The sequence below is a fragment of the Pseudomonas sp. GD03903 genome (assembly GCF_029840045.1).
GTDB classification, from domain to species: Bacteria; Pseudomonadota; Gammaproteobacteria; order Pseudomonadales; family Pseudomonadaceae; genus Pseudomonas; species Pseudomonas pseudonitroreducens.
Window position 1 is genome coordinate 161,634 of record NZ_JAOCBT010000011.1, and the last position, 23,916, is coordinate 185,549.

A 23,916-nucleotide genomic window follows, 5' to 3' on the forward strand; every position below is an offset into this window, starting at 1 on the left:
GGAACTGAAAGCATGGACCTGATCCACAGCGACCCGTGGGACGAACTGCGCGCTCACACCTCCGCGCGCATCGCACTGGGCCGCGTCGGCTCCAGCCTGCCGACCCGCGAGGTACTGAAGTTCGGCCTGGCCCATGCCCAGGCCCGCGACGCGGTGCACCATCCGCTGGACTTCGCGGTGCTGCAGCAATCGCTGGTCGATGAGGGCTTCCGCGTCCTGCGCGCGCGCAGCGAGGCGCCGGACCGCCAGACCTACCTGCTGCGCCCGGACCTGGGTCGCGCCCTGCATCCGGACAGCCTGTGGCAACTCAAGGGCGAGAAGATCGCCGCGGAACTGGTCGTCGTGATTGCCGACGGGCTTTCCTCCTTCGCTGTCCAGCAACACGCACTGCCACTGCTGAGCGCGCTGCGCGAGCGCTTCGCCACTGACTGGCAGCACACCCCCGTGGTACTCGCCGAGCAGGGCCGCGTGGCCATCGGCGACGGCATCGGCGCGGCACTGGGAGCGAAGCTCGCCCTGGTGCTGATCGGTGAACGCCCCGGCCTCAGCTCACCGGACAGCCTGGGCCTCTACCTCACCTGGCAGCCGCAGGTGGGGCGCATGGACAGCGAGCGCAACTGCATCTCCAACGTGCGCCCCGAGGGCCTGCCCTACGCGCAGGCTGCCCACAAGCTCGCCCATCTGCTGCAACAGTCGCTGCGCATGCGCGTCAGCGGCGTGAAACTCAAGGATGACAGCGACCTGCCCGAAGCGATCAGTCTGAACCGGCGTGCGCCTGACAAGGTCTGAATCACAGCGTATCGTGATATTCCACTGCCACTGTCGGAGACGGGACCATGCCCTGGTATGCCTGGTTGATCATCGCCCTAGCCATGGGCTCCATCGTCGGCGCGCTGATGATGCTGCGCGATACGGCGAAAAAGCTCCCGCTGACCGAGGAGCAGCTCAAGCGCATCCACGAGCGCAACGCCGAGATGGACGCCAAGGAAGCCGAAGACAAGCGCTGATAATCGCCTAACTGACTGACGCTTCAGTCAAAAACTGGCCGTAACGATGGTCAGCAGCGGTTGAAATTGCCTAGACTCGCCTCCTTCGATGGAGGAAAGAATGCTCAGGAAACTCCTGCCGCTGCTGCCAGTCGTGTTGTTGCTCTGCGGTTTCGGGCTCGGATTCGTCCAGCCAGTGGGGTTGCTGATCGGCGCTGTCTACATCGCCTGGACCCTCTACGGCGAGGCTCGCCTGCCGCGGCTGCTCTGGTGGCTGGTGTGCCTGGTGCTCAGTATCGCCCTGGCCGCGCACCTGTTGCCGGGCACTACCTCGTGGACGCTCTGGCCAGTGCGCCAGCTCAGCCCGGACGCTCCGGTCTACGCCCTGCACCTGTCCTGGGACAAGGCCCTGGTGGGTATCACCCTGCTCGCCTGGTGGCTGCGCCGCGATCCGGTGCCGATGGAGAAACGCTCCCCGGACTTCGCCGCCATCGTCATCGTCACCACGCTGTTCGCCGTGCCGCTGGTGGCCGTAGCGGGCGGCCTGGTGGTGTGGAACCCGAAATGGCCGCCCGGCTTCTGGCTGTGGATGCTGGTCAACGTCTGCGTGATCTCGCTGACCGAAGAGGCTTTCTTCCGCGGTCTGCTGCAAAGCGAACTGGTGCGCCGCTTCGGCGCCTTCGCCGGAGTGACGGCCGCCAGCGTGCTGTTCGGCCTGGTGCACTGGCCGATCAATCCGTTGTTCGCAGTGGTCGCGGGTATTGCGGGCCTGGGCTACGGCCTGGCTTTCCACTTCAGCGGCCGCCTCGCAGTCCCCGTCCTGCTGCATGCCGCGGTGAACTGCCTGCACCTGCTGCTGTTCAGTTATCCGTTGCGGATTATCTGATTAGCTCGGTGCCCGCGTTGAGCGATCGCGGACGGAGTCCGCTCCTACCCAGAGCTCAACGCCGTGCGGGGGGCGCCGCAATGCAAATATCTCCGGCGCGCGTAGGAGCGGACTCCGTCCGCGATTGGCATCCCGCCCGCTCCGAACCTACTCGCGCATCACCAGCAGCAACGCCTGCTCGGCGAGTTCGTCCAGCGTCAGGCTGCCCTCGGGGCGGAACCAGGTGATCGACCAGGACAACGCCCCGGTGAGGAAGCGCCGCAGGATGAACGGGTCGCCCTGGCTGAAGCCGGCCAGGCGCGCCTCTTCCAGCACTTCCAGCCACATCTGCTCGTAGATGTCGCGCAGGCTGAGGATGTAGGCCTGGCCCTCTTCCGACAGCGAGCGCCATTCATAGACCAGCACCGCCATCGCCTCGCCGGTACCACCGGTGATCGACTGCAGCTCGCAGCGGATCAGCGCCAGCAGGCGCTCGCGCAGGGTGGTCGCATCGGCCAGGGCGGCGCGCATCAGGGCGGTGTTGTAGAGGATGGTTTCCTCCATCACCGAGCGGAGGATTTCGTCCTTGCTCTTGAAGTGGTGGAAGATGCTGCCGGACTGAATCCCCACCGCGCCGGCCAGGTCGCGCACCGTCGTGCGTTCGTAGCCCTTGCTGCGGAACAGATGCGCGGCGGTTTGCAGCAGCTTGCCGCGGGCGCTTTCCGGGTCGGTGATCTGCCCGGTCCCGACCAGCTCCAGCATTACTTCGCGGGCTTTGCGGTCATCCACGCTGTTCTCTCCCCATTGGTCCCATCGGCCGATCTGCTCAGGGCGATTCATCGAAACGCCCTGCAAGTACTTGTGTTGTCTGACGAAATGTAAGCCCGCGAGGACCAACCAAGCAAGCGCTTGGCCATCCAATGGTTGGGGTTGTCGTTCTGCCGGGGCTTTTCAACCAAGCGCTTGCTTGGTAATGTCATTCCATCACTCAGCGTCACGGGCAGAACAATGACTAGAACCGTACGTATCGGCTGCGCCTCCGCCTTCTGGGGCGACACCTCCACCGCCGCCGCCCAACTGGTGCGGGGCGCGGAACTGGATTACCTGGTATTCGACTACCTGGCCGAAATCACCATGTCGATCATGGCCGGCGCCCGCCTGAAGAGCCCCGAGGCAGGCTACGCCACCGATTTCGTCGAAGTGATGACACCCCTGCTGGGCGACATCGCAGCGAAGAAGGTCCGCGTGATCAGCAACGCCGGCGGGGTGAATCCCAATGCCTGCGCCAGCGCCCTGGCCGCCGTCTGCGAGAAGGCCGGCGTGGCGCTGAAAATTGCAGTGGTGCACGGCGACAACCTGCAGCCGCGCCTGGGCGAGCTGACCAAGGCCGGCGTCCGCGAGATGTTCAGCGACGCGCCGATGCCGCCGATGTGCGTCTCGATCAACGCCTACCTCGGTGCTCCCGGCATCGTCGAAGCGCTGCAAGCCGGCGCCGATATCGTCATCACCGGCCGCGTGGTGGACAGCGCGGTGGTCAGCGCGGCCCTGGTCCACGAGTTCGGCTGGGCCTGGAACGACTACGACAAGCTGGCCCAGGCCGCCCTGGCCGGGCACATCATCGAATGCGGCGCGCAGTGCACCGGCGGCAACTTCACCGACTGGGAAAGCGTGCCGGACTACGAGCACATCGGTTTCCCTATCGTCGAAGTGCAGGCTGATGGCGCATTTTTCGTGACCAAGCCGCAGGGCACCGGCGGTCTGGTCTCGCCGTTGTCGGTGGGCGAGCAGATGCTCTACGAGATCGGCGACCCGCACGCCTACCTGCTGCCGGACGTGATCTGCGATTTCACCCAGGTCCAGCTGACCCAGGTTGGCGAAAACCGTGTGGCCGTCAGCGGCGCGCGCGGCCTGCCACCCACCGGACAATACAAGGTCAGCGCCACCTACCCGGACGGCTTCCGCTGCACCGCCAGTTGCCTGATCGCCGGCATCGACGCGGTGAAGAAAGCCGAGCGGGTCAGCCAGGCGATCATCGCCAAGACCGAGGAAATCCTCATGGAACGCGGCTGGGGCCCGTACCGCGAGGTCAGCGTGGAACTGCTCGGCAGCGAAGCCACCTACGGCCCGCATGGGCGCCGTGGCGACAGCCGCGAAATCGTGGTGAAACTCGCCGTGCGCCACAGCCGCAAGGAAGCCCTGGTGCTGTTCTCCCGCGAGATCGCCCAGGCCGCCACCGGTATGGCACCGGGCCTGACCGGCATCGTCGGCGGCCGCCCCACCGTGTACCCGGTAATCCGCCTGTTCTCCTTCCTGATCGACAAGGGTGCCTGCGAGCTGGCCGTGGAGATCGACGGCCAGCGCCGGCCAGTCGCCCTGCCCGCCATCGACCACTTCAACCCGGCCGCGCTGGCCGACGATATTCCCGTGCCGACCGCCAAAGGCCCGGCCCAGGCCAGCGTGCCGCTGGTGAAGCTGGCCGTGGCGCGCTCCGGCGACAAGGGCAACCACAGCAATATCGGCGTGATGGCGCGCCGGCCCGAATACCTGCCGTGGATCGCCGAGGCGCTGAGCGAAGGCGCGGTGGCCGAGTGGATGCAGCACGTGCTCGACCCGCAGCTTGGCCGCGTCAGCCGCTGGCACCTACCGGGCAGCCACAGCCTGAACTTCCTGCTGGAAAACGCCCTGGGTGGTGGCGGTGTGGCGAGCCTGCGTATCGACCCGCAGGGCAAGGCCTTCGCCCAGCAGTTGCTGGAATTCCCGGTGGCGGTGCCGCAAGCCATCGCCGATCAATTCCTACAAAGAACAGAAACGTAGGGCGCATAACGCCACCAGCGTTATCCGCCAATCGCAAACGGCGGATGAAGCGTTCCGCTTCATCCGCCCTATGAGATACCTCGGAGTCAGAACAACAATGAGCTACGACTCGATCTTCAAACCCGGCCTGTTCGACGGCCAGACCATCATCGTCACCGGCGGCGGCAGCGGTATCGGCCGTTGCACCGCCCACGAACTGGCAGCCCTCGGCGCCCACGTGGTGCTGGTCGGGCGCAAGGCCGAGAAGCTGGAGAAGACCGCCGGCGAGATCATCGAGGACGGCGGCAGCGCCAGCTGGCACAGCTGCGACATCCGCGACGAGGAGGCGGTGAAGGCACTGGTCGCTCAGGTCATCGCCGAGCGCGGGCCGATCCATCACCTGGTCAACAACGCCGGCGGCCAATACCCCGCGCCGCTCGCCTCGATCAACCTGAAGGGCTTCGAGGCCGTGGTGCGCACCAACCTGGTGGGCGGCTTCCTGATGGCTCGCGAAGTCTTCAATCAGAGCCTGAGCAAGACCGGCGGCAGCATCGTCAACATGCTCGCCGACATGTGGGGCGGCATGCCCGGCATGGGCCACTCCGGCGCCGCCCGCGCCGGCATGGAGAACTTCACCAAGACCGCCGCCATCGAGTGGGGCCACGCCGGGGTGCGGGTCAACGCCGTGGCACCGGGCTGGGTCGCCTCCAGCGGCATGGACACCTACGAAGGCGCGTTCAAGGCGGTGATCCCGACCCTGCGCGAGCACGTGCCGCTCAAGCGCATCGGCACCGAATCGGAAGTGGCCGCCGCCATCGTCTTCCTGCTCTCCCCCGGCGCCGCCTTCATCAGCGGCAACACCATCCGCATCGATGGCGCCGCCAGCCAGGGCAGCCGCGCCTTCCCGCTGTCCAAGGTGAAGCCGGGGCAGAGCCGTTCCTACAACGGTTTCCACCGCGCCTATCTTCCCGATGTGCTGAAGGACCAGGAGTAAGCCATGCCGGTGATCCAGTCGGAAATCGACGCCCAGGGCGAAGACTTTGCCCGCAACCGCGAGGCCATGCTGGCTGCCGTGGCGAGCTTCCGCGAGGTCGAGCAGAAGGTGCTCGACAAGGCCGCCGAGGCCAAGCCGAAGTTCGACAAGCGCGGCCAGCTGCTGCCGCGCGAACGCCTGAACCTGCTGCTGGACGCCGGCGCGCCGTTCCTCGAGATCGGTTCGCTGGCCGGCTACAAGTTGCATGACGACAAGGACGGCACCCAGGCCGGCGGCGGCATCATCTCCGGCATCGGCTATATCGCCGGGGTGCGCTGCCTGGTGAGCGCCAGCAACAGCGCAATCAAGGGCGGCACCATCTCCCCCACCGGGTTGAAGAAAACCCTGCGCCTGCAGCAGATCGCCTTCGAGAACAAGCTGCCGGTGGTGGCGCTGACCGAGAGCGGCGGCGCCAACCTGAACTATGCGGCGGACATCTTCGTCGAGGGTGCGCGCGGCTTCGCCAACCAGGCGCGCCTGTCGGCGGCGGGCATTCCCCAGGTCACCGTGGTGCACGGTTCGTCCACTGCCGGCGGCGCTTACCAGCCGGGCCTGTCGGACTACGTGGTGGTGGTGCGCGGCAAGGCCAAGATGTTCCTCGCCGGCCCGCCGCTGCTGAAAGCCGCCACCGGCGAGATTGCCACCGATGAGGAACTGGGCGGCGCCGAACTGCACGCCCAGGTCGCCGGCACCGCCGAGTACCTGGCGGAGAACGACGCCGATGGCGTGCGCCTGGCCCGAGAGATTCTTGCCTCGTTACCGTGGAATGCGCAGCTGCCCGCACGCCGCAAGCTGGAGTGGGACGAGCCGCTGTACCCGGCGCAGGAACTGCTCGGCGTGGTCCCGGCGGACGCGAAGAAGCCCTACGACGTGCGCGAGATCGTTGCGCGCATCGCCGACGGCTCGCGCTTCCTCGACTTCAAGAACGAGTTCGACAGCCAGACCGTCTGCGGCCACCTGCACATCGAGGGCCACGCCTGCGGCCTGATCGGCAACAACGGCCCGATCACTCCGCAGGGCGCGGCCAAGGCGGCGCAGTTCATCCAGCTGTGCGAGCAGAGCAACACGCCGATCCTGTTCCTGCACAACACCACCGGCTTCATGGTCGGCACCGAGTCCGAGCGCCTGGGCGTGATCAAGCACGGCTCGAAGATGATCCAGGCCGTGGCCAACGCCACCGTGCCCAAGCTCACCCTGGTCGTCGGCGGCTCCTACGGCGCTGGCAACTACGCCATGTGCGGGCGCGGGCTGGACCCGCGCTTCATCTTCGCCTGGCCCAACAGCCGCACCGCGGTGATGGGCGGTGCCCAGGCCGGCAAGGTGCTACGCATCGTCACCGAGGAAAAGCACGCCAAGGAGGGCAAGGAAGCCGACCCGAAGATGCTCGACATGCTCGAACAGATGACCGCGCAGAAACTCGACGCCCAGTCCACCGCGCTCTACGGCACCGCGAGCCTGTGGGACGACGGGCTGATCGACCCGCGCGACACGCGCCAGTTGCTCGGCTACCTGCTGGATATCTGCGCGGAGGCGGCCGTGCGGCCGCTGAAGAACAACAGTTTCGGTGTTGCACGATTTTGACCATAGGGCGCATGACGCCCCAGGCGTCATGCGCCAAGCCGGCGGGTAAAGCGTTGCGCTTCATTCGCCCAACCTGAATTGAAAGATCCCACGGAGAACAAGAAATGATCTTCACCCAGGAACACGAAGAACTCCGCCGCACCGTGCGCAACTTCGTCGAACGCGAGATCAACCCCTACGTCGACGAATGGGAAAAGGCCGGGCGCTTCCCCATCCACGAGGTCTTCAAGAAGGCCGGCGACCTGGGCCTGCTGGGCATCTCCAAGCCGGAGAAATTCGGCGGCATGGGCCTGGACTACAGCTACTCGGTGGTCGCTGCCGAGGAATTCGGCACCATCCATTGCGGCGGCGTGCCGATGGCCCTGGGCGTGCAGACCGACATGTGCACACCGGCGCTGGCACGCTTCGGCTCCGATGAGCTGCGCGAGGAATTCCTCCGCCCGGCCATCGCCGGCGAGATGGTCGGCTGCATCGGCGTATCCGAAGTGGGCGCTGGTTCCGACGTCGCCGGGCTGAAGACCACTGCGCGCAAGGATGGCGACGACTACGTCATCAACGGCAGCAAGATGTGGATCACCAACTCGCCGTCCGCCGACTTCATCTGCCTGCTGGCCAACACCTCCGACGACAAGCCCCACGTCAACAAGTCACTGATCATGGTGCCGATGAAGTCCAAGGGCATCAGCATCAGCCCGCACCTGGACAAGCTCGGCATGCGCAGCTCGGAAACCGCCCAGGTGTTCTTCGACGACGTGCGCGTGCCGCAGCGCTACCGCATCGGCGCCGAGGGTTCGGGCTTCATGATGCAGATGCTGCAGTTCCAGGAGGAACGCCTGTTCGGCGCCGCCAGCGGCATCAAGGGCATGGAGTACTGCGTCAACGCCACCATCGACTACTGCAAGGAGCGCAAGACCTTCGGCCAGGCGCTGATCGACAACCAGGTCATCCACTTCCGCATGGCCGAGCTGATGACCGAGATCGAGTGCCTGCGCGCCCTCACCTATCAGGCCACCGAGCAGTACATCCGTGGCAAGGACGTCACCCGCCTGGCCTCCATGGCCAAACTCAAGGTCGGCCGGCTGTCCCGTGAGGTCACCGACGCCTGCCTGCAGTACTGGGGCGGCCAGGGCTTCATGTGGGAAAACCCGATCGCCCGCGCCTACCGCGACACCCGTCTGGTGTCCATCGGCGGCGGTGCGGACGAAATCATGCTGGGCATCATCTGCAAGCTGATGGGCACCCTGCCGGGCAAGAAGAAGGGCTGAGAGCAGCTACAGGCGGCAGGCTTCAGGCGGCAGGAAGAGCGCCGCTTTTGCCTCCCGCCTGAAGCCTGCCGCCTGTAGCATCTTTAAACGAGGAATTGCGGCATGAGTGAACTGCCGAACTGCGAAACCCTGCTGCTGGAACGTGACGGCGGCGTACTGCACGTCACCCTCAATCGTCCGGACAGCCGCAACGCCATGAGCCTGGCGATGGTCAGCGAACTGCGTGCGGTGCTCGCCGCGGTGCGCGACGACCGCGCCGTGCGCGCCATCGTCCTGCGTGGCGCCGGCGGGCACTTCTGCGCTGGCGGCGACATCAAGGACATGGCCGGCGCCCGCGCCGCCGGTCCCGATGCCTATGCCGCGCTGAACCGCGCCTTCGGCGGCCTGCTGGAGGAAGCCCAGGCACAGCCGCAGGTACTGGTCGCCGCGCTGGAAGGCGCGGTGCTCGGCGGCGGCTTTGGCCTGGCCTGCGTTTCGGACATCGCCATCGCCGCGGTGGACGCGCAGTTCGGCCTGCCGGAAACCAGCCTCGGCATCCTGCCAGCGCAGATCGCGCCCTTCGTGGTGAAACGCATCGGCCTGACCCAGGCCCGCCGCCTGGCCCTCACCGCCGCCCGCTTCGATGGCCGCGAGGCGCTGCGCCTGGGCCTGGTGCATGCCTGCGCGGACAACGCTGAAAGCCTCGGCGAGCAACTGACGGAAGCGCTCGATCAGGTCCGTCGCTGCGCGCCGGGCGCCAATGCCGCCACCAAGGCGCTGCTGCTGGCCAGCGAAACCGAAGCCCTCGGCCCGCTGCTGGACGCTGCCGCCCGCCAGTTCGCCGACGCGGTGACCGGCGCGGAAGGCGCCGAAGGCACCATGGCCTTCGTGCAGAAACGCAAACCGAACTGGGCGCAGTGAGCCAACGCGCGCACCGAACAATCCCCTCTCCTTTCAGGGAGAGGGCGGGGAGAGGGAAACAGCCAGCATGCCCAGCTTCGACAAGATTCTGATTGCCAACCGCGGCGAAATCGCCTGCCGGGTGATCCGCACCGCCCACGACCTGGGCTACCGCACCGTGGCCGTGTACAGCCAGGCCGATGCCAACGCCCGCCACGTGCAGCTGGCCGACGAAGCCGTGTGCATCGGCCCGGCGCCCGTGGGCCAGTCCTACCTGAAGGCGGAGGCGATTCTGGACGCTGCGAAACGCACCGGCGCCGGCGCGGTCCACCCCGGCTACGGCTTCCTCTCGGAGAATGCCGACTTCGCCCACGCCTGCGAGGCCGCCGGCATCGTCTTCATCGGTCCCGGCGTGGAAGCCATCCACCTGATGGGCAGCAAGCGCCTGTCGAAGATCGCCATGCTCGAAGCCGGCGTGCCCTGCATCCCCGGCTACGAAGGTGCCGATCAGGATGACGCCACGCTCACCCGCGAGGCAGAACGCATCGGCTACCCGCTGATGATCAAGGCCAGCGCTGGCGGCGGCGGGCGCGGCATGCGCCTGGTGACGCGCGGCGAAGACCTTGCCGAGCAGCTGCGTACCGCTCGCTCGGAGGCGCAGAACGCCTTCGGCAGCGGCGAGCTGATCCTGGAGAAAGCCGTGGTGCAGCCGCGCCATGTGGAAATCCAGGTATTCGGCGACAGCCACGGCAATATCGTCTACCTCGGCGAGCGCGACTGCTCGGTGCAGCGCCGCCACCAGAAGGTCATCGAGGAAGCGCCCTGCCCGGTGCTGACCGAAGACCTGCGCGCCGCCATGGGCAGCGCCGCGGTGAAGGCCGCCGCCTCGGTGAACTACCTGGGCGCCGGCACCGTGGAGTTCCTGCTGGACGCCAGCGGTGCCTTCTACTTCCTGGAAATGAACACCCGCCTGCAGGTGGAGCACCCGGTCACCGAACTGGTCACCGGCCAGGACCTGGTGGCCTGGCAGATTCGCGTCGCCGAAGGCCATCCGCTGCCGCTGACGCAGGAACAGATCCAGCTCAAGGGCCACGCCATCGAGGTGCGCCTGTACGCCGAGGATGCCGGCCATGGGTTCCTCCCGCAGACCGGCCAGGTGCTGCGCTGGACGCCGCCTCAGCTGGACGGTATCCGCATCGATCACGGCCTGCGCGAAGGCCAGCCGGTGACGCCGTTCTACGACCCGATGCTGGCCAAGGTCATTGCCTACGGCGCTACCCGCGACGAGGCCCGGCGCAAGCTGGTGCGCGCCGTCGAGGACTGCGTGCTGCTGGGAGTGACCGGCAACCAGCGCTTCCTCGCCAACCTGCTCAAGCACCCGGAGTTCGCCGCCGGCAAGGCCACCACCGCGTTCATCGGCGAGCAGTTCGCCGGCGACCCGAGCCTGGCCCCGCGCCAGCCGCAACCACTGGAACTGGCCTGTGCCGCCGCCCTGCTCTACCAGGCTTCGGCCAGTGATCGCGCGCACCAGCCGGGGCTGTCCGGTTGGCGTAGCGCGGGCAGCGCTCCGTGGCGTTTCGCACTCAAGCATGGCGAGGAGAAATTCGTCGTCGAACTGGAAGTCCGCGAGCACGGCGTCCAGCCGACATTGCTGGCCCGCATCGGTGAATCCGAAATCGATCTGCGCCTGCTCGGTGCGGAGAACGGCGAGGCGGTTCTCGAAGCCGATGGCGTTCGCCGCCGCCTGCCCTTCCACCAGGATGGCGCCCGCCTGTGGCTGTATGGCGCGGACGGCAACCTCGAACTGCTGGACGTCACCCATGAACCGGCGGGTGCCGCCGCTGGTGCGGGCTCCGGCACGGTGAAGGCACCGATGGATGGCGCCATCGTCGACGTACTGGTGAGCGAAGGTACGCGCGTCAGCAAGGGTCAACTGCTGCTGGTGCTGGAAGCGATGAAGATGGAACACCCGCTCAAGGCCGGCGTCGACGGCGTGATCCGCCGCGTGCAGGTATCCAAGGGCGAGCAGGTGAAATCGCGGCAGTTGCTGGTGGAGGTCGAGGCCGAAGACGCCTGAAGCGCTTTCCGCTTTTTGCTTTTCGTAGGAGCGAGCTTGCTCGCGAACCAGGGCCCTGCCAACAGGGAATTGTTCGCGAGCAAGCTCGCTCCTACAGACGCCGTCAGCCCCGCCGCTGACGACTCATAACAAGAACTAGGAGCCCCCAAATGTCCCTTTCCGGCAAAACCCTCTTCATCACTGGCGCCAGCCGAGGCATCGGCCGCGAAATCGCCCTGCGCGCGGCGCGCGACGGCGCCAACATCGTCATCGCCGCCAAGAGTGCCGAGCCCCACCCGAAACTCGAAGGCACCATCTTCAGCGTCGCCGAGGAAGTCGAAGCCGCCGGCGGCAAGGCCCTCGCGCTGCAGCTCGACGTGCGCGACGAGAACGCCGTGCGCGAGGCCATGGCCCGCGCCGCCGAACACTTCGGCGGGATCGACGCGGTGGTGAACAACGCCGGGGCGATCAAGCTGGTCGGCGTGGAACGCCTGGAGCCCAAGCGCTTCGACCTGATGTACCAGATCAACACCCGCGCCGTGATGGTCTGCAGCCAGGCCGCGCTGCCCTACCTGAAACAGAGCAAGGGCCATATCCTCAGCCTGTCGCCGCCGATCAACCTGGCCGGCAAGTGGTTCGCCCAGCACGGCCCCTACACCGTCACCAAGTACGGCATGAGCATGCTCACCCTGGGCATGCACGAGGAGTTCAAGAAGTACGGCATCAGCGTCAACGCACTGTGGCCGAAAACCATGATCGCCACCGCCGCCATCGAGTTCGAGCTGGGCAGCCGCGATGCCTTCAAGCGCGCGCGTACCCCGGCGATCATGGCCGACGCCGCCTACGCCATCCTCTCCAGCCGCGAGCGCAGCATCAGCGGGCGCCTGCTGATCGACGAGGACATCCTGCGCGAACAGGGCCAGAGCGACTTCGAGCAGTACCGCTTCGATCCCAACGGTGGCAGCCTGGTGCCCGACCTGTTCCTCGACTGAGCCTACTCGCGGACCTCCTCGTAGGGCGCATAACGCGGAACGCGTTATCTGCCGTTCAGTTCACTCCACACGGACTGACGACGGATAACCGCAAGCGCTTATTCGCCCTACGGCGCGCGCTCTTGGCATCGTTCGCGGCGTTTACCAATCGACACAATCCCGCCCTGGCCGTCCGGCCATAGCTTCCTAGACTGCGAGGAACGCCTCGCCGGCGTTTGCCGATCTGCCCTGCGCCACGCGCACATGGGCCATAGGCGAGCGCCGGGCAGCGGCCTAGAGTCGCCCGAAGCGTCTGCACGCCACAGACAACAATGACAACAAGGGCACGCTTCAATGACCCACGCCGACATCATTACCCCGACCCGCTTCCTCGCCCACCTGCCCGCCACCCTCGGCCGCGTGCCGCGCATGCTGCGCGGGCTGTACTACACCGGCATCCGCAACCGCGAGAAGAATCTCTCCCTGGGCTGGGCCCTGGAGCGCGCCGCGCGCCTCTACCCGGACAGCCCGGCGCTGATCGATGAACGCCGGCGCCTGTCCTACGCCCTCTTCAACGGCTGGGCCAACCGCCTGGCGCGGGCCTTCCAGGCCGAGGGCGTGGGCCACGCCAGCGTGGTCGCGGTGATGCTGGAGAACCGCGCCGAACTCATGGTGGTGCTCGCCGCGCTGGCCAAGCTCGGCGCCATCGGTGCGCTGGTCAACACCACCCAGCGCGGCCAGGTGCTCAGCCACAGCCTGAACCTGGTCAAACCAAGCCATTTCGTGGTCGGCGAGGAGCTGCGCGAGGTCTTCGAAGACGTGCGCCCGGCCCTGGAGAACAGCGGCGGTCGCTGCTACTGGATCGCCGACGAAGACGAGTCGCCATCAACCCAGGCACAGGTCCCGGCCGGCTGGCAGGGGCTGATGCGCCTGGCCCAGGAGCAGGACTCAAACAACCTCGCCGAAACCGCGCGAGTGCGCCTGAAGGACGCCTGCTTCTACATCTACACCTCCGGCACCACCGGCCTGCCGAAGGCATCGATCATGAGCCACGGCAAATGGATCAAGGCCTATGGCGGCTTCGGCCATTCCGGGCTCGGCCTGAGCAACAACGATGTGCTCTACCTGACCCTGCCCTGCTACCACAACAACGCCGTCACCGTCTGTTGGAGCGCCGTGCTGGCCGGTGGCGCGGCCATCGCCTTGCGCCGCAAATTCTCCGCCAGCGCCTTCTGGAAGGACGTGCAGACCTACCAGGCGACCTGCTTCGGCTACATCGGCGAACTCTGCCGCTACCTGCTCAACCAGCCCGAGTGCGCCGAGGAGCGCGGCAACAGCCTGACCTGCATGATTGGCAACGGCTTGCGCCCGTCGATCTGGAACGAGTTCAAGGAACGCTTCGGCATCGAGCGGATCACCGAGTTCTACGCCTCCAGCGAAGGCAACATCGGCTTCACCAACGTATTCAACTTCGACAATACGGTGGGCTACTCGCCGGCAACCTACGCGATCGTCCGTTATGACCTGGAGAACGACCAGCCAGTGCGCAACGCCAGGGGCTTCATGGAAAAGGTCGACAAGGGCGAAGCCGGCCTGCTGATCAGCGAGATCAGCGCCAAGTGGCCCTTCGATGGATATACCGACCCGGCCAAGAGCGAGGCGGTGATCTACCGCAACGTATTCAAGGAAGGCGATACCTGGTTCAACACCGGCGACCTGATGCGCGACATCGGCTTCAAGCACACCCAGTTCGTCGATCGCCTGGGCGACACCTTCCGCTGGAAGGGCGAGAACGTCTCCACCACCGAGGTGGAAAACGCCCTGGGCGCCTTCCCCGGCGTGGAGGATGCGGTGGTCTACGGCGTGGAGATTCCCGGCACCAACGGTCGCTGCGGCATGGCCGCACTGCGCCTGGCGGACAGCGCCAGCCTGGACACGACAGAGCTGGCGGCGCACCTGGACCGCGAGCTGCCGGCCTACGCCGTGCCGCTGTTCCTGCGCCTGCTGGCCCAGGTGGAGACCACCGGGACCTTCAAGTACAAGAAGACTGACCTCAAGCGCAACGCCTACGACCCTTCAACCGTGACCGAGGCGCTGTTCGTGCGGTTGCCCGGTGAGACCGACTATCGGGAGCTGGATGGGGCGTTGTTCGAGGCGATTCGCGGTGGCGTGCACCGCTTCTGACGACCTCTTCGTGTAGGAGCGAGCTTGCTCGCGAACGAGCCTTCATGAAGAGCGTCACGAGCAAGCTCGCTCCTACAAGGGCAGACGCCGCGATCAGTTGCGGAACTTGAACTGCAACTCGGCGCCACGGATATCCGAGTGCCAGCTGTCTTCATTGGCCTCGCGCTCATTGGGTTCGCGCTGGATCAGGCGGCCCCCGACTTCGAACGGGCTCTGTCCGGTCTTTTCGCCGAACATGGGCGGCAGGATCGGCTTGTCCTCGGTCACGGTGATCGGATCGTCCGCTTGCAACTGGTGGACGAGGTCCTTGGGCAGGCGCAGGTCGAGCTTCACCGGGGGCAATGGCTGCTTGACCGCCGGGTCGACCGGCTTGCGCACCTGCGCCGGGGTCTTCGAAGGCGCCTTGGCCTCGGGCTTGATCGACGCCTCGACGGCCGGCGCCTTGGGCGACGCCACGGCCTTGGCGGCGGCAGGCTTGGCCTCATTTTCGCGCGGCTGCTCAGCGGCTGGTTCAGGCGCGGGCGTGCTGGCCGGGGCCGCTGGGGCAACTGCCGGTGCGGGCGCTGGAGCCGGAGCGGCCAACTTGTCCTTGTGCTCGTCGCCACAGGCGGCGAGCAGCAGGGACAAACTGGCGACAACGAGAATTCGATACGTCTTCATGGAGCGGGCCGTCAGAAAAACCGCGCAATGCTGGCGCGAGATGCGTGGCAGAGCAAGTGTCTAGCCATGACAAAGCGTTACTTCATTCAGTCTGACAGACACGGGCTGAACCCGGCCTGTCATTGGTCAAGGGTTGTCAGACAGTTCCTTCAGAGCCTTGTCGATATCCAGCTCCGGGAAGCGCTGCCGCAAGCTCTCGCGCACACGCTCAGCCTCCTCCTTCTGCCCCTTGTCCTGCAAGTCGCGCAGGTGCAACAGGCTGGTACGCGGCTCATCACCCTGCACCGCCAACGCTTGCAGCTTCCCTTGCACCTGCCTGCCTGGCTGGGCCTGGGCATCATGGAGCTCGCGCGCTTCGGCCAGAGGTTCAGCCTGCGCGCTGTCTACCGCCATTTTCTTGCTCATGGGCGCAGGTTTGGCGAGTTCCTCCATCGCCGCCCCAGCAGCGCTATCCATTTGCGGCGCAGCCATGCTCGGTGCCGCATAGGGTGCGGCGGCCGGAGCCGCAGGCGGCGCCATGGCCGGTGCGGGAGCCGGCGCGCGCAGCATTGCCGGGGAGACCGGTGCATCGAAGCGCTCCGGCGCCTCTTGGTAAGTGCGCAGGGTCAGGCTCAGGCCGATTCCCAGAGTCGCCAGGCCGGCCACGGCAACGCCCCAGCGCTGGCGGCCAGCGGCGCCCAGCAGCCAGTGGTACAGACGCTGGGGGGCACTCGCTTTCCTCTCCACAGCGGCGGCTCGGGCGGCAGCCAGGATGCGCGCGTCCAGCTGCGCCGACGGCTGCTCCTCGCTGTGCCGGCGGTAGTGCTCAAGCAGGTCCTGCTCGTGCGGATCGCGATTCATCGACTCACCTCCTCGGTCACCGACGGGTCGGACAACAACCGCCGCAATTTCTGCAGGGCGTAGCGAAGTCGGCTCTTCACGGTTTCCGCCGGAGTTTTCGTCAGCTCGGCAATTTCGTTCAGTTCCAGATCGCCATGGGTGCGCAGCAGGAAGACTTCGCGCTGTTCTTCCGGCAGTGACTGCAGCGCGCCCTGCAGGCGCTGCCGGTCGCGACTCAGGCTCAGCTCGTGCTCGGGGTCGACGCTGTCGCCAACCAGCGCCTCGCCATGCAACTGCTCGTCAAAGCTCTCCTGGCGGCCTTGGTGGCGGCCCAGCTTGCGCCAGTGGTCAATCAGGCGGTTGCGGCCGATCTGGTACAGCCAGGTCTTGAAGCTGGCCGCGCCGAAGGGCTGGCTGTCGCTGCGGATCAGGCTCAGCCAGGTTTCCTGGAACACCTCCTCGGCCTGGGCGTGGTCGCCGCACAAGCCGCAGAGAAAGCGGAACAGGCCGAGGCGATGGCGAGCGTAGAGCTCGGCGAAGGCCTCAGCGTCGCCTTGTCGGTAGCGCCGCAATAATGCCGCGTCATTTTCATCCTTGGGGGGTGTTTTCAACTCTCTCGATCCGTAGCGGTGCGGGTGTCGACTGGCTTCGCGCCAACGACCGAGTATCGCCGATGTCGCAGGCGCAGGTGTAGCGCGGTGACCAGCAGGCAGAGGCTCGGGGGTGGCAAGCGGCACGGCAGCGGTCTCGTCGAGGGTTTCAACTTGCTTGGACGAGACGATGTGGGAAAACGGGTTAACCGCAGAAAAGCCTTACGCAGGAGCGGACTGCGTCCGCGATGGCATCCGGCGCGCGGCGGACCCATCGCGGACAGAGTCCGCTCCTGCGCATGCAGGGCAATTACGCAGCGATCAGTTCTTCCTGGCACAGCTGGCAGGCCAGCATGCCGAGGGTCATGATCGCCCGCTCCGCCTCGCGGTCCCACGGAATGCCGCAGGTCAGGCGCAGGCAGTTGTTGAACTGCTCGGTGTTACTGAAGATCAGCCCCGGCGCGATGCTGATGCCCTGCTCCAGGGCGCGGACGTGCAGTTCCTTGGTGTTGACCTTGGCCGGCAGGCTGACCCAGAGGATGAAGCCGCCCTTGGGCCGGGTCATCTGCGTGCCCTCCGGGAAGTACTGCTGTACCGCCAACTGGTAGGCCGTCATGTTCTTGCGGTACTCCTGACGGATGTAGCGCAGATGCCGGTCATAACCGCCGTTCTCGAGATACGCCGCCACGCCCATCTGGGTGACGGTGCACGCCGAGTGCGTGGTGAAGGTCTGCAGGCGGCGAATTTCCTCCTGGTAGCGCTCGGCGATGATCCAGCCGATGCGCACGCCAGGGGAGATAGTCTTGGAGAAACTCGAGCAGTACACCACCCGGCCGTCACGGTCATGGGCCTTGAGTGCCTTGGTCTGCCCCTGGTCGAACATCAGCTCGCCGTAGATATCGTCCTCGATCACCCCGATGTTGTGCTCGGCGGTGAGCTTGAGCAGCGCCTTCTGGCGATCCTCCGGGATGGTGCCGCCCAGCGGATTGCTCAGGCGCGCGGTCAGCACCAGCGCCTTGATCGGCCACTGGTTGGCGGCCAGTTGCAAGGCTTCCAGGCTGATGCCGGTGAGCGGGTCACTGGGAATCTCGATGACCTTCAGGCCGAGGATATCGGCCAATTGCAGCAGCCCGTAGTAGCTCGGCGATTCGGTGGCGATCAGATCGCCCGGCCGGGTCATCACGCGCAAGGCCATGTGGATGGCGTCCACGCAGCCGTGGGTGATGGTTACCTGTGTCGGGTCGACCACCACGCCGGCGTCACGCATGCGGATCGCCACCTGGCGGCGCAGCGGCTCGTAGCCGGGGCTGAACATGTAGCTGAAGGCCCGCGGGCTGGAGAAACGGGTGACCTTGGCCAACTGCTGGTGCAGCGCGCGGACCGGCAGGTAATCCACATGCGGCACCGCGGCGCCCAGCGGGAACACGCCCTCGCGGCGCGCCTCGGCGAGCACCTGGTTGATGATGCTGCTGCGGGTGACCAGGCCGGGGCGTTCGACGCGGGCGATGTCCGGCGTCGAGGCAGTCAGTGCCGGTGTGCGATGCACGTAGAAGCCGGACTGCGGACGCGCGCGGATCAGGCCCTGATCCTCGAGGGTGGCGTAGGCCTGGAGCACCGTCGCATGGCTGACGTTGAGCTGGGTGCTCAGCTTGCGCACGGACGGCACGCGCTCGCCCGGCTGGTAGACACCACGACGGATGTCTTCCGCCAGTTGCTGGGCGATGCGCTGGTACAGCAGCAGATTGGACATGACGGCCATCCCTCGGTCATTGAACCGAAACAGTAGCCAAAAAGTGCAAACTGTTCCAGAACAGTCGTCAGCATTCCATCCGATACAGTTGCGCGCCCGCTTGCTTCAGATCTCGCCCAGCCAGTCCAGCAGCCCCGCCACCACCAGTTGCGCATCGGTGGTCAGGCCGAGTTTCTGCATGGCGTTGCGCTTGTGGGTGCTGATGGTGGAGACGCTGCGGTTGGTCCGCTCGGCGATTTCCCCCACCGTGGCACCATGGGCCAGGCGGCGGATGATATCGACTTCGGTCGGGCTCAACGGCTTGCCGGTATGACGCGGCGGACGCAGCATCGGGTCGATGTAGGTCTCGCCCTTGCGGATGCGGGCGAAGGCGTCATCCAGCAGGCTCAGTGGATTGCGCTTGCAGACATAGCCTACCGCGCCGCACTTCACCGCTGCGGTCGCCAGTAGCGGCGCCCCCATGACCGAATAGACCAGTACAGGTACATCCGGATGGTGGCGCTGCAACCATTCGATCAGGTGCACGCCATCACGCCCGCGAGCGCCGGGCAGCGCCAGCTCGACGATGGCAAGGTCAACCTCGGGGTGGGCACTGAGGACATCCAGCAGGCTGTCGGTGTCGCTGACGAAGGCTTTCACCTGCGCCAGTTCGCGCTCCAGCAGATAGCGTTCCAGACCCCAACCGATCATCGGTTGCGGGTCCGCCACGATTACATTGAAAAGCTTCTTTTCCAGTGACATCAGATTCTCTCGTTTACGGCTCCCCTTGAGGGGATTAGTCGCACCCGGCCATTTTCGCCAAGCTGCCACTCGAAAGAATTCGAGATGCCCCTGATGAAAAACCCCGGAGCCGAAGCGTCCGGGGTTTTCCTGTGTCGGGATATTGCGCTGCGCTCAGCGTTCGGCGCCCAGTTGGCCCTTCTCGTCGGAGAAGACGATCTCCACCCGGCGGTTCTGCGCACGCCCCAGCGACGAAGCGTTATCCGACACCGGATATGCCTCGCCGTAACCCTGCACCTTGACACGCTTGTCGTCCACGCCCAGGTCAGTCAGCGCATCAGCCACGGCCTGCGCGCGATCCCTGGACAGTTGCAGGTTCTGCTCGCGGTCGCCTTCGGCGTCGGTGTAGCCCTCGATGCGAATGATCCGCCGCGGATTGAGCTGGAGGAACTGCACCACCTTGAGCACGGTACGGTTGGCCGCAGGCTTCAGGTCCGCCTCACCGCTGTCGAACAGCACATCGCCGAGCGTCAGCACCAGGCCGCGCTCGGTTTCGTTGGTGGCCAGGCTGACCATCTGCTGCTCCAGCCACTTGCTCTGTTCCTGCACATTGAGCAGGCGCGCTTCACGCATTGCCAGTTGCAGGCGCTCGCGCTCCAGCTGCTGCTTGCCCAGGCGCTCCTGGTTCAGCGCCAGATTGCTGTGCTCGCGGGCGATCTCGCTGTAGCGCTGGCTGAGGTAGGAGTACTGCAGTACGTCATCGCTGCTGCCCCAGTAGTTGGACAGGCGCTCGGCGCGGGCCAGCGACTCGCCGGCACGGATCACGTCCTTGGGCGCGCTGCGCAGCACCGAGGAGTCTTCCTTCACCGCCTGGAACTGCTGGCGGGCCTGCTCCAGGGATTTCTCGCTGAGCTGGCTGTTGGCACAACCGGCCAGCAGTGCGACGACACCCAAGGCGCCGATCCACGATGCGCCACGGCGCAACAGTTGCACGGAAGTCATTGCACTTCTCCCAACTGTTTGCGCAGGCGATTGATGCTCTTGCTCTGCTCGGCCAGTTGCTCGGTGCTCTTGCGCGTCAGCTCCTTGGCCTCGGCCAGGCGCGCATCGAGCTCGGCCTGCTCGGCGAGCTGCCGCGCCTTCTTGTGCGAGCCGACCGCCAGCGCCCCCTTGGCAGCCTGGTACTTGTCCTCGGCGAGCTTGAGCTCGGCGACGTCATCGGTCGCACCCACGGCCTTGGCCTGTTCCAGCGCCTGCTCGGTGAGACGCATCTGTTCGTTGGGTGCCGGGTCGTTCGTCGCACAGCCGGCCAACGCAAACAAAGCCAGGCCGGCGACCATCATCCGTCGATTGATCACGAAATCTATTGTCCTACTCGGTGGGAGTGCTGGCAGGCTGCAGCTGCTGGGCCTTCCAGCGGGCCAGGTTGTCCTGCAGCAGACGCTGCGGGATTCCGGCGGCCGTCAATTCTGTCATTTTTTTCGCCAGTTGTCCGCGCAGCCACGGGTCGTTGCAGGCCGAGTTGTGCGCGACGGTCAGGTACAGACCCTCGCTGGAGATCGGCGGTTCCAACGGCTGCAGGTCGTCGGCCATGCCGAGGGTATCGGCGACCGCGAGGCCGGGGTAGTGCTCGTAGATCACATAATCCGAGCGCTTGAGCAGCAGCTTCTGGAACGCCTGGGTCAGGCTCGGCACTTCCTCCAGCGTCAGTTGCTCCTTGGCGAAAGTGTCGAAATCCGGGCCGAAGCTGTTGTTCACCAGGGTACCGCCCTTCAGGCCGCGCAGGTCGTCGCGACTGGCGTAGGGTGTCGCAGCATCCTTGCGCATCCATACCACGTTGTCGGTGGTGAGGAAGGCCGGATGGATGTAGTCCATGGTCTCCAGCCGCGGCGGCGTGAGGAAGGCGCCGGCGATCAGGTCGACCCGGCCCAGCCGCGCCTCTTCCTGCGCACGCGCCCAGGAGCCGGTATAGATCACCCGGATGTTCACCCCGATCGCCTTGCCGATCTGCTCCAACAGGTCGGCATTGGCGCCGATCAGGCGCTCCGGCTGCGCAGGGTCGCGCCACAGGTAGGGCGGGTATTCCGGATTGCCGGTGGCGACCAACCGCTCGCACTTGCCGGCCGCGAACCCACCCAGTGGAATAGAGAAAGTCACCAGCAACAGCGCTGCACGGATCAGCGTGGAGCAATCAGGCATCGGTAGTCTCACTCGCCAGAAGAAAGAACGGCCATGCTTAGAGCCGCAAAATGCTAGCGTAAAGCACACCGACCCGATTTGGTAATAAGGACTTCTCATGAAGAAAGCCCTTCTGGCCCTTCTCCTGGCGCTAGCCGTCGCCGCCGGCGTGCTCTACGCCTTCCCCTCCACCCTGCTGGCGACGGCACAGTATGTCGAAGCCGCCCGCGCCCGGCTGTCGACCAACAGCCTGCAGGTGGACGACCTGGACATCACCTACTACGAGGGCGGCCCGGAAAAAGCCCAGACCATCCTGCTGATCCACGGCTTTGGCGCCGACAAGAGCAATTGGCCCCGCTTCGCCCGCTTCCTGACCAGGGATTACCACGTCATCGCCGTCGACCTGCCTGGCTTTGGCGACAGCAGCCGGCCCGCGAACATCAGCTATGACGTTGGCACGCAGGCCGAACGCCTGGCCGACTTCATGCGCGAACTGGGCATCGGCCGCTTCCACGTGGTCGGCAACTCCATGGGCGGACATATTGCCGCGCTGCTCGCCGCGCGACATCCGCAGGAGGTGCTGTCGGTCGGTCTGTTCGATAACGCCGGGGTCATGGCGCCGCACCAGAGCGAACTGTTCGAGCGCCTGCTCAAGGGCGGCGACAATCCGCTGGTGCTGCGCAGGGTGGAGGACTTCCCCGCCCTGCTCGACTTCGTCTTCGTGCAGAAGCCGCCGCTGCCGTCGCGGCTGCGGGACTACCTGGCCGAACGCTCACTGGAGCGCAGCGCGTTCAACGGCATGGTCTTCCAGCAGTTGCGCGAACGCTATATCCCACTGGAGCCGGAGCTGCCGAAGATCACCGCGCCGACCCTGCTGCTGTGGGGCGATCGCGACCGCGTACTGGACGTTTCCAGCATCGACGTAATGAAACCGCTGCTGAAGAAGCCCAGCGTTGCCATCCTGCGCGATTGTGGCCACGTGCCGATGATCGAGCGCCCCGAGGAAACCGCTCGCCTTTACCTGGACTTCCTCAAGCAGAGCCACGGGCCGGTCACCGCGGCGAACTGATCGCCGGCGACAAACAAAAACGGCGCCCTCGGGCGCCGTTTCTGCTGGTGCGAACTCAGAGCTGGATCAGATTCGGAATCTGCACGTCCGGGTTGACGTCCTGCTCGTAGTCCACGCCGGCGATCTCGAAGCCGAAGAGACGCAGGAACTCGGACTTGTAGCCAGTGAAGTCGGTCAGCTGGTACAGGTTCTCGTTGGTCACCTTGTTCCACAGATCCTTCACGGTGTCCTGCACGTCCGGCTGCAGTTCCTTGTAGTCGGCACGCAGGCGACCGTCGGCGTCCAGGTGCGGCTCGGCGCCGTACAGGCTCTCGCGGAACAGGCCGTCGACCTGCTCGATGCAGCCTTCGTGGGTGCCCTTCTCCTTCATCACCTTGAACAGCAGCGACAGGTACAGCGGCATCATCGGGATGGCCGAGCTGGCCTGGGTGACCACAGCCTTCAGCACAGAAACACGGGCGTCGCCACCGGTGACGGCCAACTTCTCGCGAATGCCCAGGACTTTCTGGTCGAGGTCCTTCTTGGCGGCGCCGATGGAGCCGTTCCAGTACAGATCGTGGGTGATCTCTTCGCCCAGGTAGGTGAAGGCAGTGGTCTTGGCGCCGTCGGCCAGCACACCGGCTTCCTGCAGCGCGTCGATCCACATCTGCCAGTCTTCACCGCCCATCACCGCCACGGTGTTGGCGATCTCGGCCTCGGTGGCCGGCTCCATCACGCTTTCCTTGATCACTTCCTTGTCGGTATCCAGGCCACGGAAGTTGACGCTCTTGCCGACCGGCTTGAGCACAGAGTTGAAAACCTCGCCGGTCTTCGGATGGGTACGGCGCGGCGCGGCCAGGCTGTAGACCACCAGGTCGACCTTGCCCAGGTCCTGCTTGATGGTCTCGATGGTGACTTGCTTCACTTCATCGGAGAAGGCGTCGCCGTTGATGCTGCGCGCATACAGGCCCTTGGCCTTGGCGAACTTCTCGAAGGCAGCCGAGTTGTACCAGCCGGCTGTGCCCGCCTTGGTCTCGCTGCCGGGGCGCTCGAAGAACACGCCCAGGGTGTCGGCGCCGGCGCCAAAGGCGGCGCTGATGCGCGCGGCTAGGCCGTAACCGGTGGAGGAACCGATGACCAGGACCTTCTTCGGACCGTTGGCAATGGGGCCGTGCGCCTCGACGTACTCGATCTGTTCCTTGACGTTGGCTTCACAGCCGGTCGGGTGGGTAGTGACGCAGATGAAGCCACGCACGCGCGGTTTGATGATCATGAAAACCTCGGTAGCCAGGTGTCGATTGAACACATTCAGGAACTGGAGACGTCGCGCATTGTAGATGAGACACCTTCGCCCGTGGACTTCTGCGCAAAGATTCGTGACCAATGGGTCACCAGTGCAGCGCAACGACCATTTCCCGAGAAAAATCAGGAACCTGAAATGAAAGAACCCGCCACGGGGGCGGGTTCCTTCACTGAGCGAAAAAGGCTTAGACGGCCTTTTCCAGCTCCGGTACGGCTTCGAACAGGTCGGCGACCAG

The 23,916-nt window shown here is 65.7% G+C and carries 22 protein-coding genes; 12 read left to right on the plus strand and 10 right to left on the minus strand.

Annotation, left to right across the window (positions count from 1 at the left end; translation table 11 throughout):
* The first annotated feature begins 12 nt into the window (after positions 1–12).
* The 3 genes from eutC to N5C91_RS19080 all read left to right on the plus strand — a co-directional run bounded on the left by eutC (position 13) and on the right by N5C91_RS19080 (position 1,872).
* Positions 13–789, plus strand: coding sequence for an ethanolamine ammonia-lyase subunit EutC (gene eutC, locus N5C91_RS19070; RefSeq protein WP_279831237.1), 777 nt, complete (start codon positions 13–15; stop codon positions 787–789).
* Between the two features lie 47 nt (positions 790–836).
* Positions 837–1,007: a DUF2897 family protein gene (locus N5C91_RS19075; protein WP_236170843.1), complete on the plus strand. Its 171-nt coding sequence runs from the start codon at positions 837–839 to the stop codon at positions 1,005–1,007.
* 100 nt (positions 1,008–1,107) lie between these two features.
* Complete coding sequence (locus tag N5C91_RS19080) at positions 1,108–1,872, plus strand: CPBP family intramembrane glutamic endopeptidase (RefSeq protein WP_236170844.1); 765 nt, start codon at positions 1,108–1,110, stop codon at positions 1,870–1,872.
* A 147-nt stretch (positions 1,873–2,019) separates the two neighbouring features.
* Here N5C91_RS19080 and N5C91_RS19085 read toward each other — a convergent pair whose 3' ends face one another.
* Entirely contained in the window at positions 2,020–2,640 is a 621-nt protein-coding gene (locus N5C91_RS19085; protein WP_279831246.1) for a TetR/AcrR family transcriptional regulator, read from the minus strand.
* A 219-nt stretch (positions 2,641–2,859) separates the two neighbouring features.
* Here N5C91_RS19085 and N5C91_RS19090 point away from each other — a divergent pair, with 219 nt between their 5' ends.
* The 8 genes from N5C91_RS19090 to N5C91_RS19125 all read left to right on the plus strand — a co-directional run bounded on the left by N5C91_RS19090 (position 2,860) and on the right by N5C91_RS19125 (position 14,613).
* Positions 2,860–4,665 carry a DUF1446 domain-containing protein gene (locus N5C91_RS19090; protein ID WP_279831249.1) on the plus strand — a complete coding sequence of 602 codons (1,806 nt, stop codon included), beginning with the start codon at positions 2,860–2,862 and terminating at the stop codon, positions 4,663–4,665.
* Positions 4,666–4,762: 97 nt separating this feature from the next.
* Complete coding sequence (locus N5C91_RS19095; RefSeq protein WP_236170847.1) at positions 4,763–5,638, plus strand: SDR family oxidoreductase; 876 nt, start codon at positions 4,763–4,765, stop codon at positions 5,636–5,638.
* A 3-nt stretch (positions 5,639–5,641) separates the two neighbouring features.
* Positions 5,642–7,258, plus strand: a complete 1,617-nt coding sequence (gene atuC, locus N5C91_RS19100) for a geranyl-CoA carboxylase subunit beta (RefSeq protein WP_279831252.1) — start codon at positions 5,642–5,644, stop codon at positions 7,256–7,258.
* A gap of 104 nt (positions 7,259–7,362) precedes the next feature.
* Positions 7,363–8,523, plus strand: a complete 1,161-nt coding sequence (atuD, locus tag N5C91_RS19105; protein WP_038803742.1) for a citronellyl-CoA dehydrogenase — start codon at positions 7,363–7,365, stop codon at positions 8,521–8,523.
* Between the two features lie 102 nt (positions 8,524–8,625).
* Complete coding sequence (gene atuE, locus N5C91_RS19110; RefSeq protein ID WP_279831257.1) at positions 8,626–9,423, plus strand: isohexenylglutaconyl-CoA hydratase; 798 nt, start codon at positions 8,626–8,628, stop codon at positions 9,421–9,423.
* A gap of 67 nt (positions 9,424–9,490) precedes the next feature.
* Positions 9,491–11,479: a geranyl-CoA carboxylase subunit apha gene (gene atuF / locus N5C91_RS19115; RefSeq protein ID WP_279831259.1), complete on the plus strand. Its 1,989-nt coding sequence runs from the start codon at positions 9,491–9,493 to the stop codon at positions 11,477–11,479.
* Positions 11,480–11,628: 149 nt separating this feature from the next.
* A complete protein-coding gene (locus N5C91_RS19120; protein ID WP_236198642.1) occupies positions 11,629–12,450 on the plus strand; it encodes an NAD(P)-dependent oxidoreductase in 822 nt (273 codons plus the stop codon).
* Between the two features lie 333 nt (positions 12,451–12,783).
* Entirely contained in the window at positions 12,784–14,613 is a 1,830-nt protein-coding gene (locus N5C91_RS19125) for a long-chain-acyl-CoA synthetase (protein WP_279831263.1), read from the plus strand.
* Positions 14,614–14,706: 93 nt separating this feature from the next.
* On the opposite strand, the gene N5C91_RS19130 is transcribed toward N5C91_RS19125, so the two are convergent.
* The 8 genes from N5C91_RS19130 to N5C91_RS19165 form a co-directional block, all read right to left on the minus strand.
* A complete protein-coding gene (locus N5C91_RS19130; RefSeq protein WP_279831265.1) occupies positions 14,707–15,273 on the minus strand; it encodes a hypothetical protein in 567 nt (188 codons plus the stop codon).
* Positions 15,274–15,399: 126 nt separating this feature from the next.
* Positions 15,400–16,113 (minus strand): hypothetical protein, encoded by a 714-nt coding sequence (locus N5C91_RS19135; RefSeq protein WP_279831266.1) that lies wholly within the window; start codon positions 16,111–16,113, stop codon positions 15,400–15,402.
* Entirely contained in the window at positions 16,110–16,703 is a 594-nt protein-coding gene (locus N5C91_RS19140; RefSeq protein WP_279831267.1) for an RNA polymerase sigma factor, read from the minus strand. The genes N5C91_RS19135 and N5C91_RS19140 overlap by 4 nt, the downstream gene beginning before the upstream one ends.
* Before the next feature lie 289 nt (positions 16,704–16,992).
* Positions 16,993–18,432 (minus strand): PLP-dependent aminotransferase family protein, encoded by a 1,440-nt coding sequence (locus tag N5C91_RS19145; RefSeq protein WP_024764499.1) that lies wholly within the window; start codon positions 18,430–18,432, stop codon positions 16,993–16,995.
* A gap of 105 nt (positions 18,433–18,537) precedes the next feature.
* A complete protein-coding gene (locus N5C91_RS19150) occupies positions 18,538–19,173 on the minus strand; it encodes a response regulator transcription factor (protein ID WP_236198637.1) in 636 nt (211 codons plus the stop codon).
* 153 nt (positions 19,174–19,326) lie between these two features.
* A complete protein-coding gene (locus tag N5C91_RS19155) occupies positions 19,327–20,154 on the minus strand; it encodes an OmpA family protein (RefSeq protein ID WP_236170857.1) in 828 nt (275 codons plus the stop codon).
* Entirely contained in the window at positions 20,151–20,510 is a 360-nt protein-coding gene (locus tag N5C91_RS19160) for a DUF4398 domain-containing protein (protein ID WP_236170858.1), read from the minus strand. Before N5C91_RS19160 ends, N5C91_RS19155 begins: the two co-directional genes overlap by 4 nt.
* A gap of 13 nt (positions 20,511–20,523) precedes the next feature.
* Entirely contained in the window at positions 20,524–21,351 is an 828-nt protein-coding gene (locus N5C91_RS19165) for a transporter substrate-binding domain-containing protein (RefSeq protein ID WP_279831276.1), read from the minus strand.
* A gap of 97 nt (positions 21,352–21,448) precedes the next feature.
* On the opposite strand from N5C91_RS19165, the gene N5C91_RS19170 reads away from it, so the two are divergent.
* Positions 21,449–22,399 carry an alpha/beta hydrolase gene (locus N5C91_RS19170; protein WP_279831277.1) on the plus strand — a complete coding sequence of 317 codons (951 nt, stop codon included), beginning with the start codon at positions 21,449–21,451 and terminating at the stop codon, positions 22,397–22,399.
* 55 nt (positions 22,400–22,454) lie between these two features.
* Here N5C91_RS19170 and fabV read toward each other — a convergent pair whose 3' ends face one another.
* Complete coding sequence (gene fabV / locus N5C91_RS19175) at positions 22,455–23,651, minus strand: enoyl-ACP reductase FabV (protein ID WP_279831278.1); 1,197 nt, start codon at positions 23,649–23,651, stop codon at positions 22,455–22,457.
* Between the last annotated feature and the right edge of the window lie 265 nt (positions 23,652–23,916).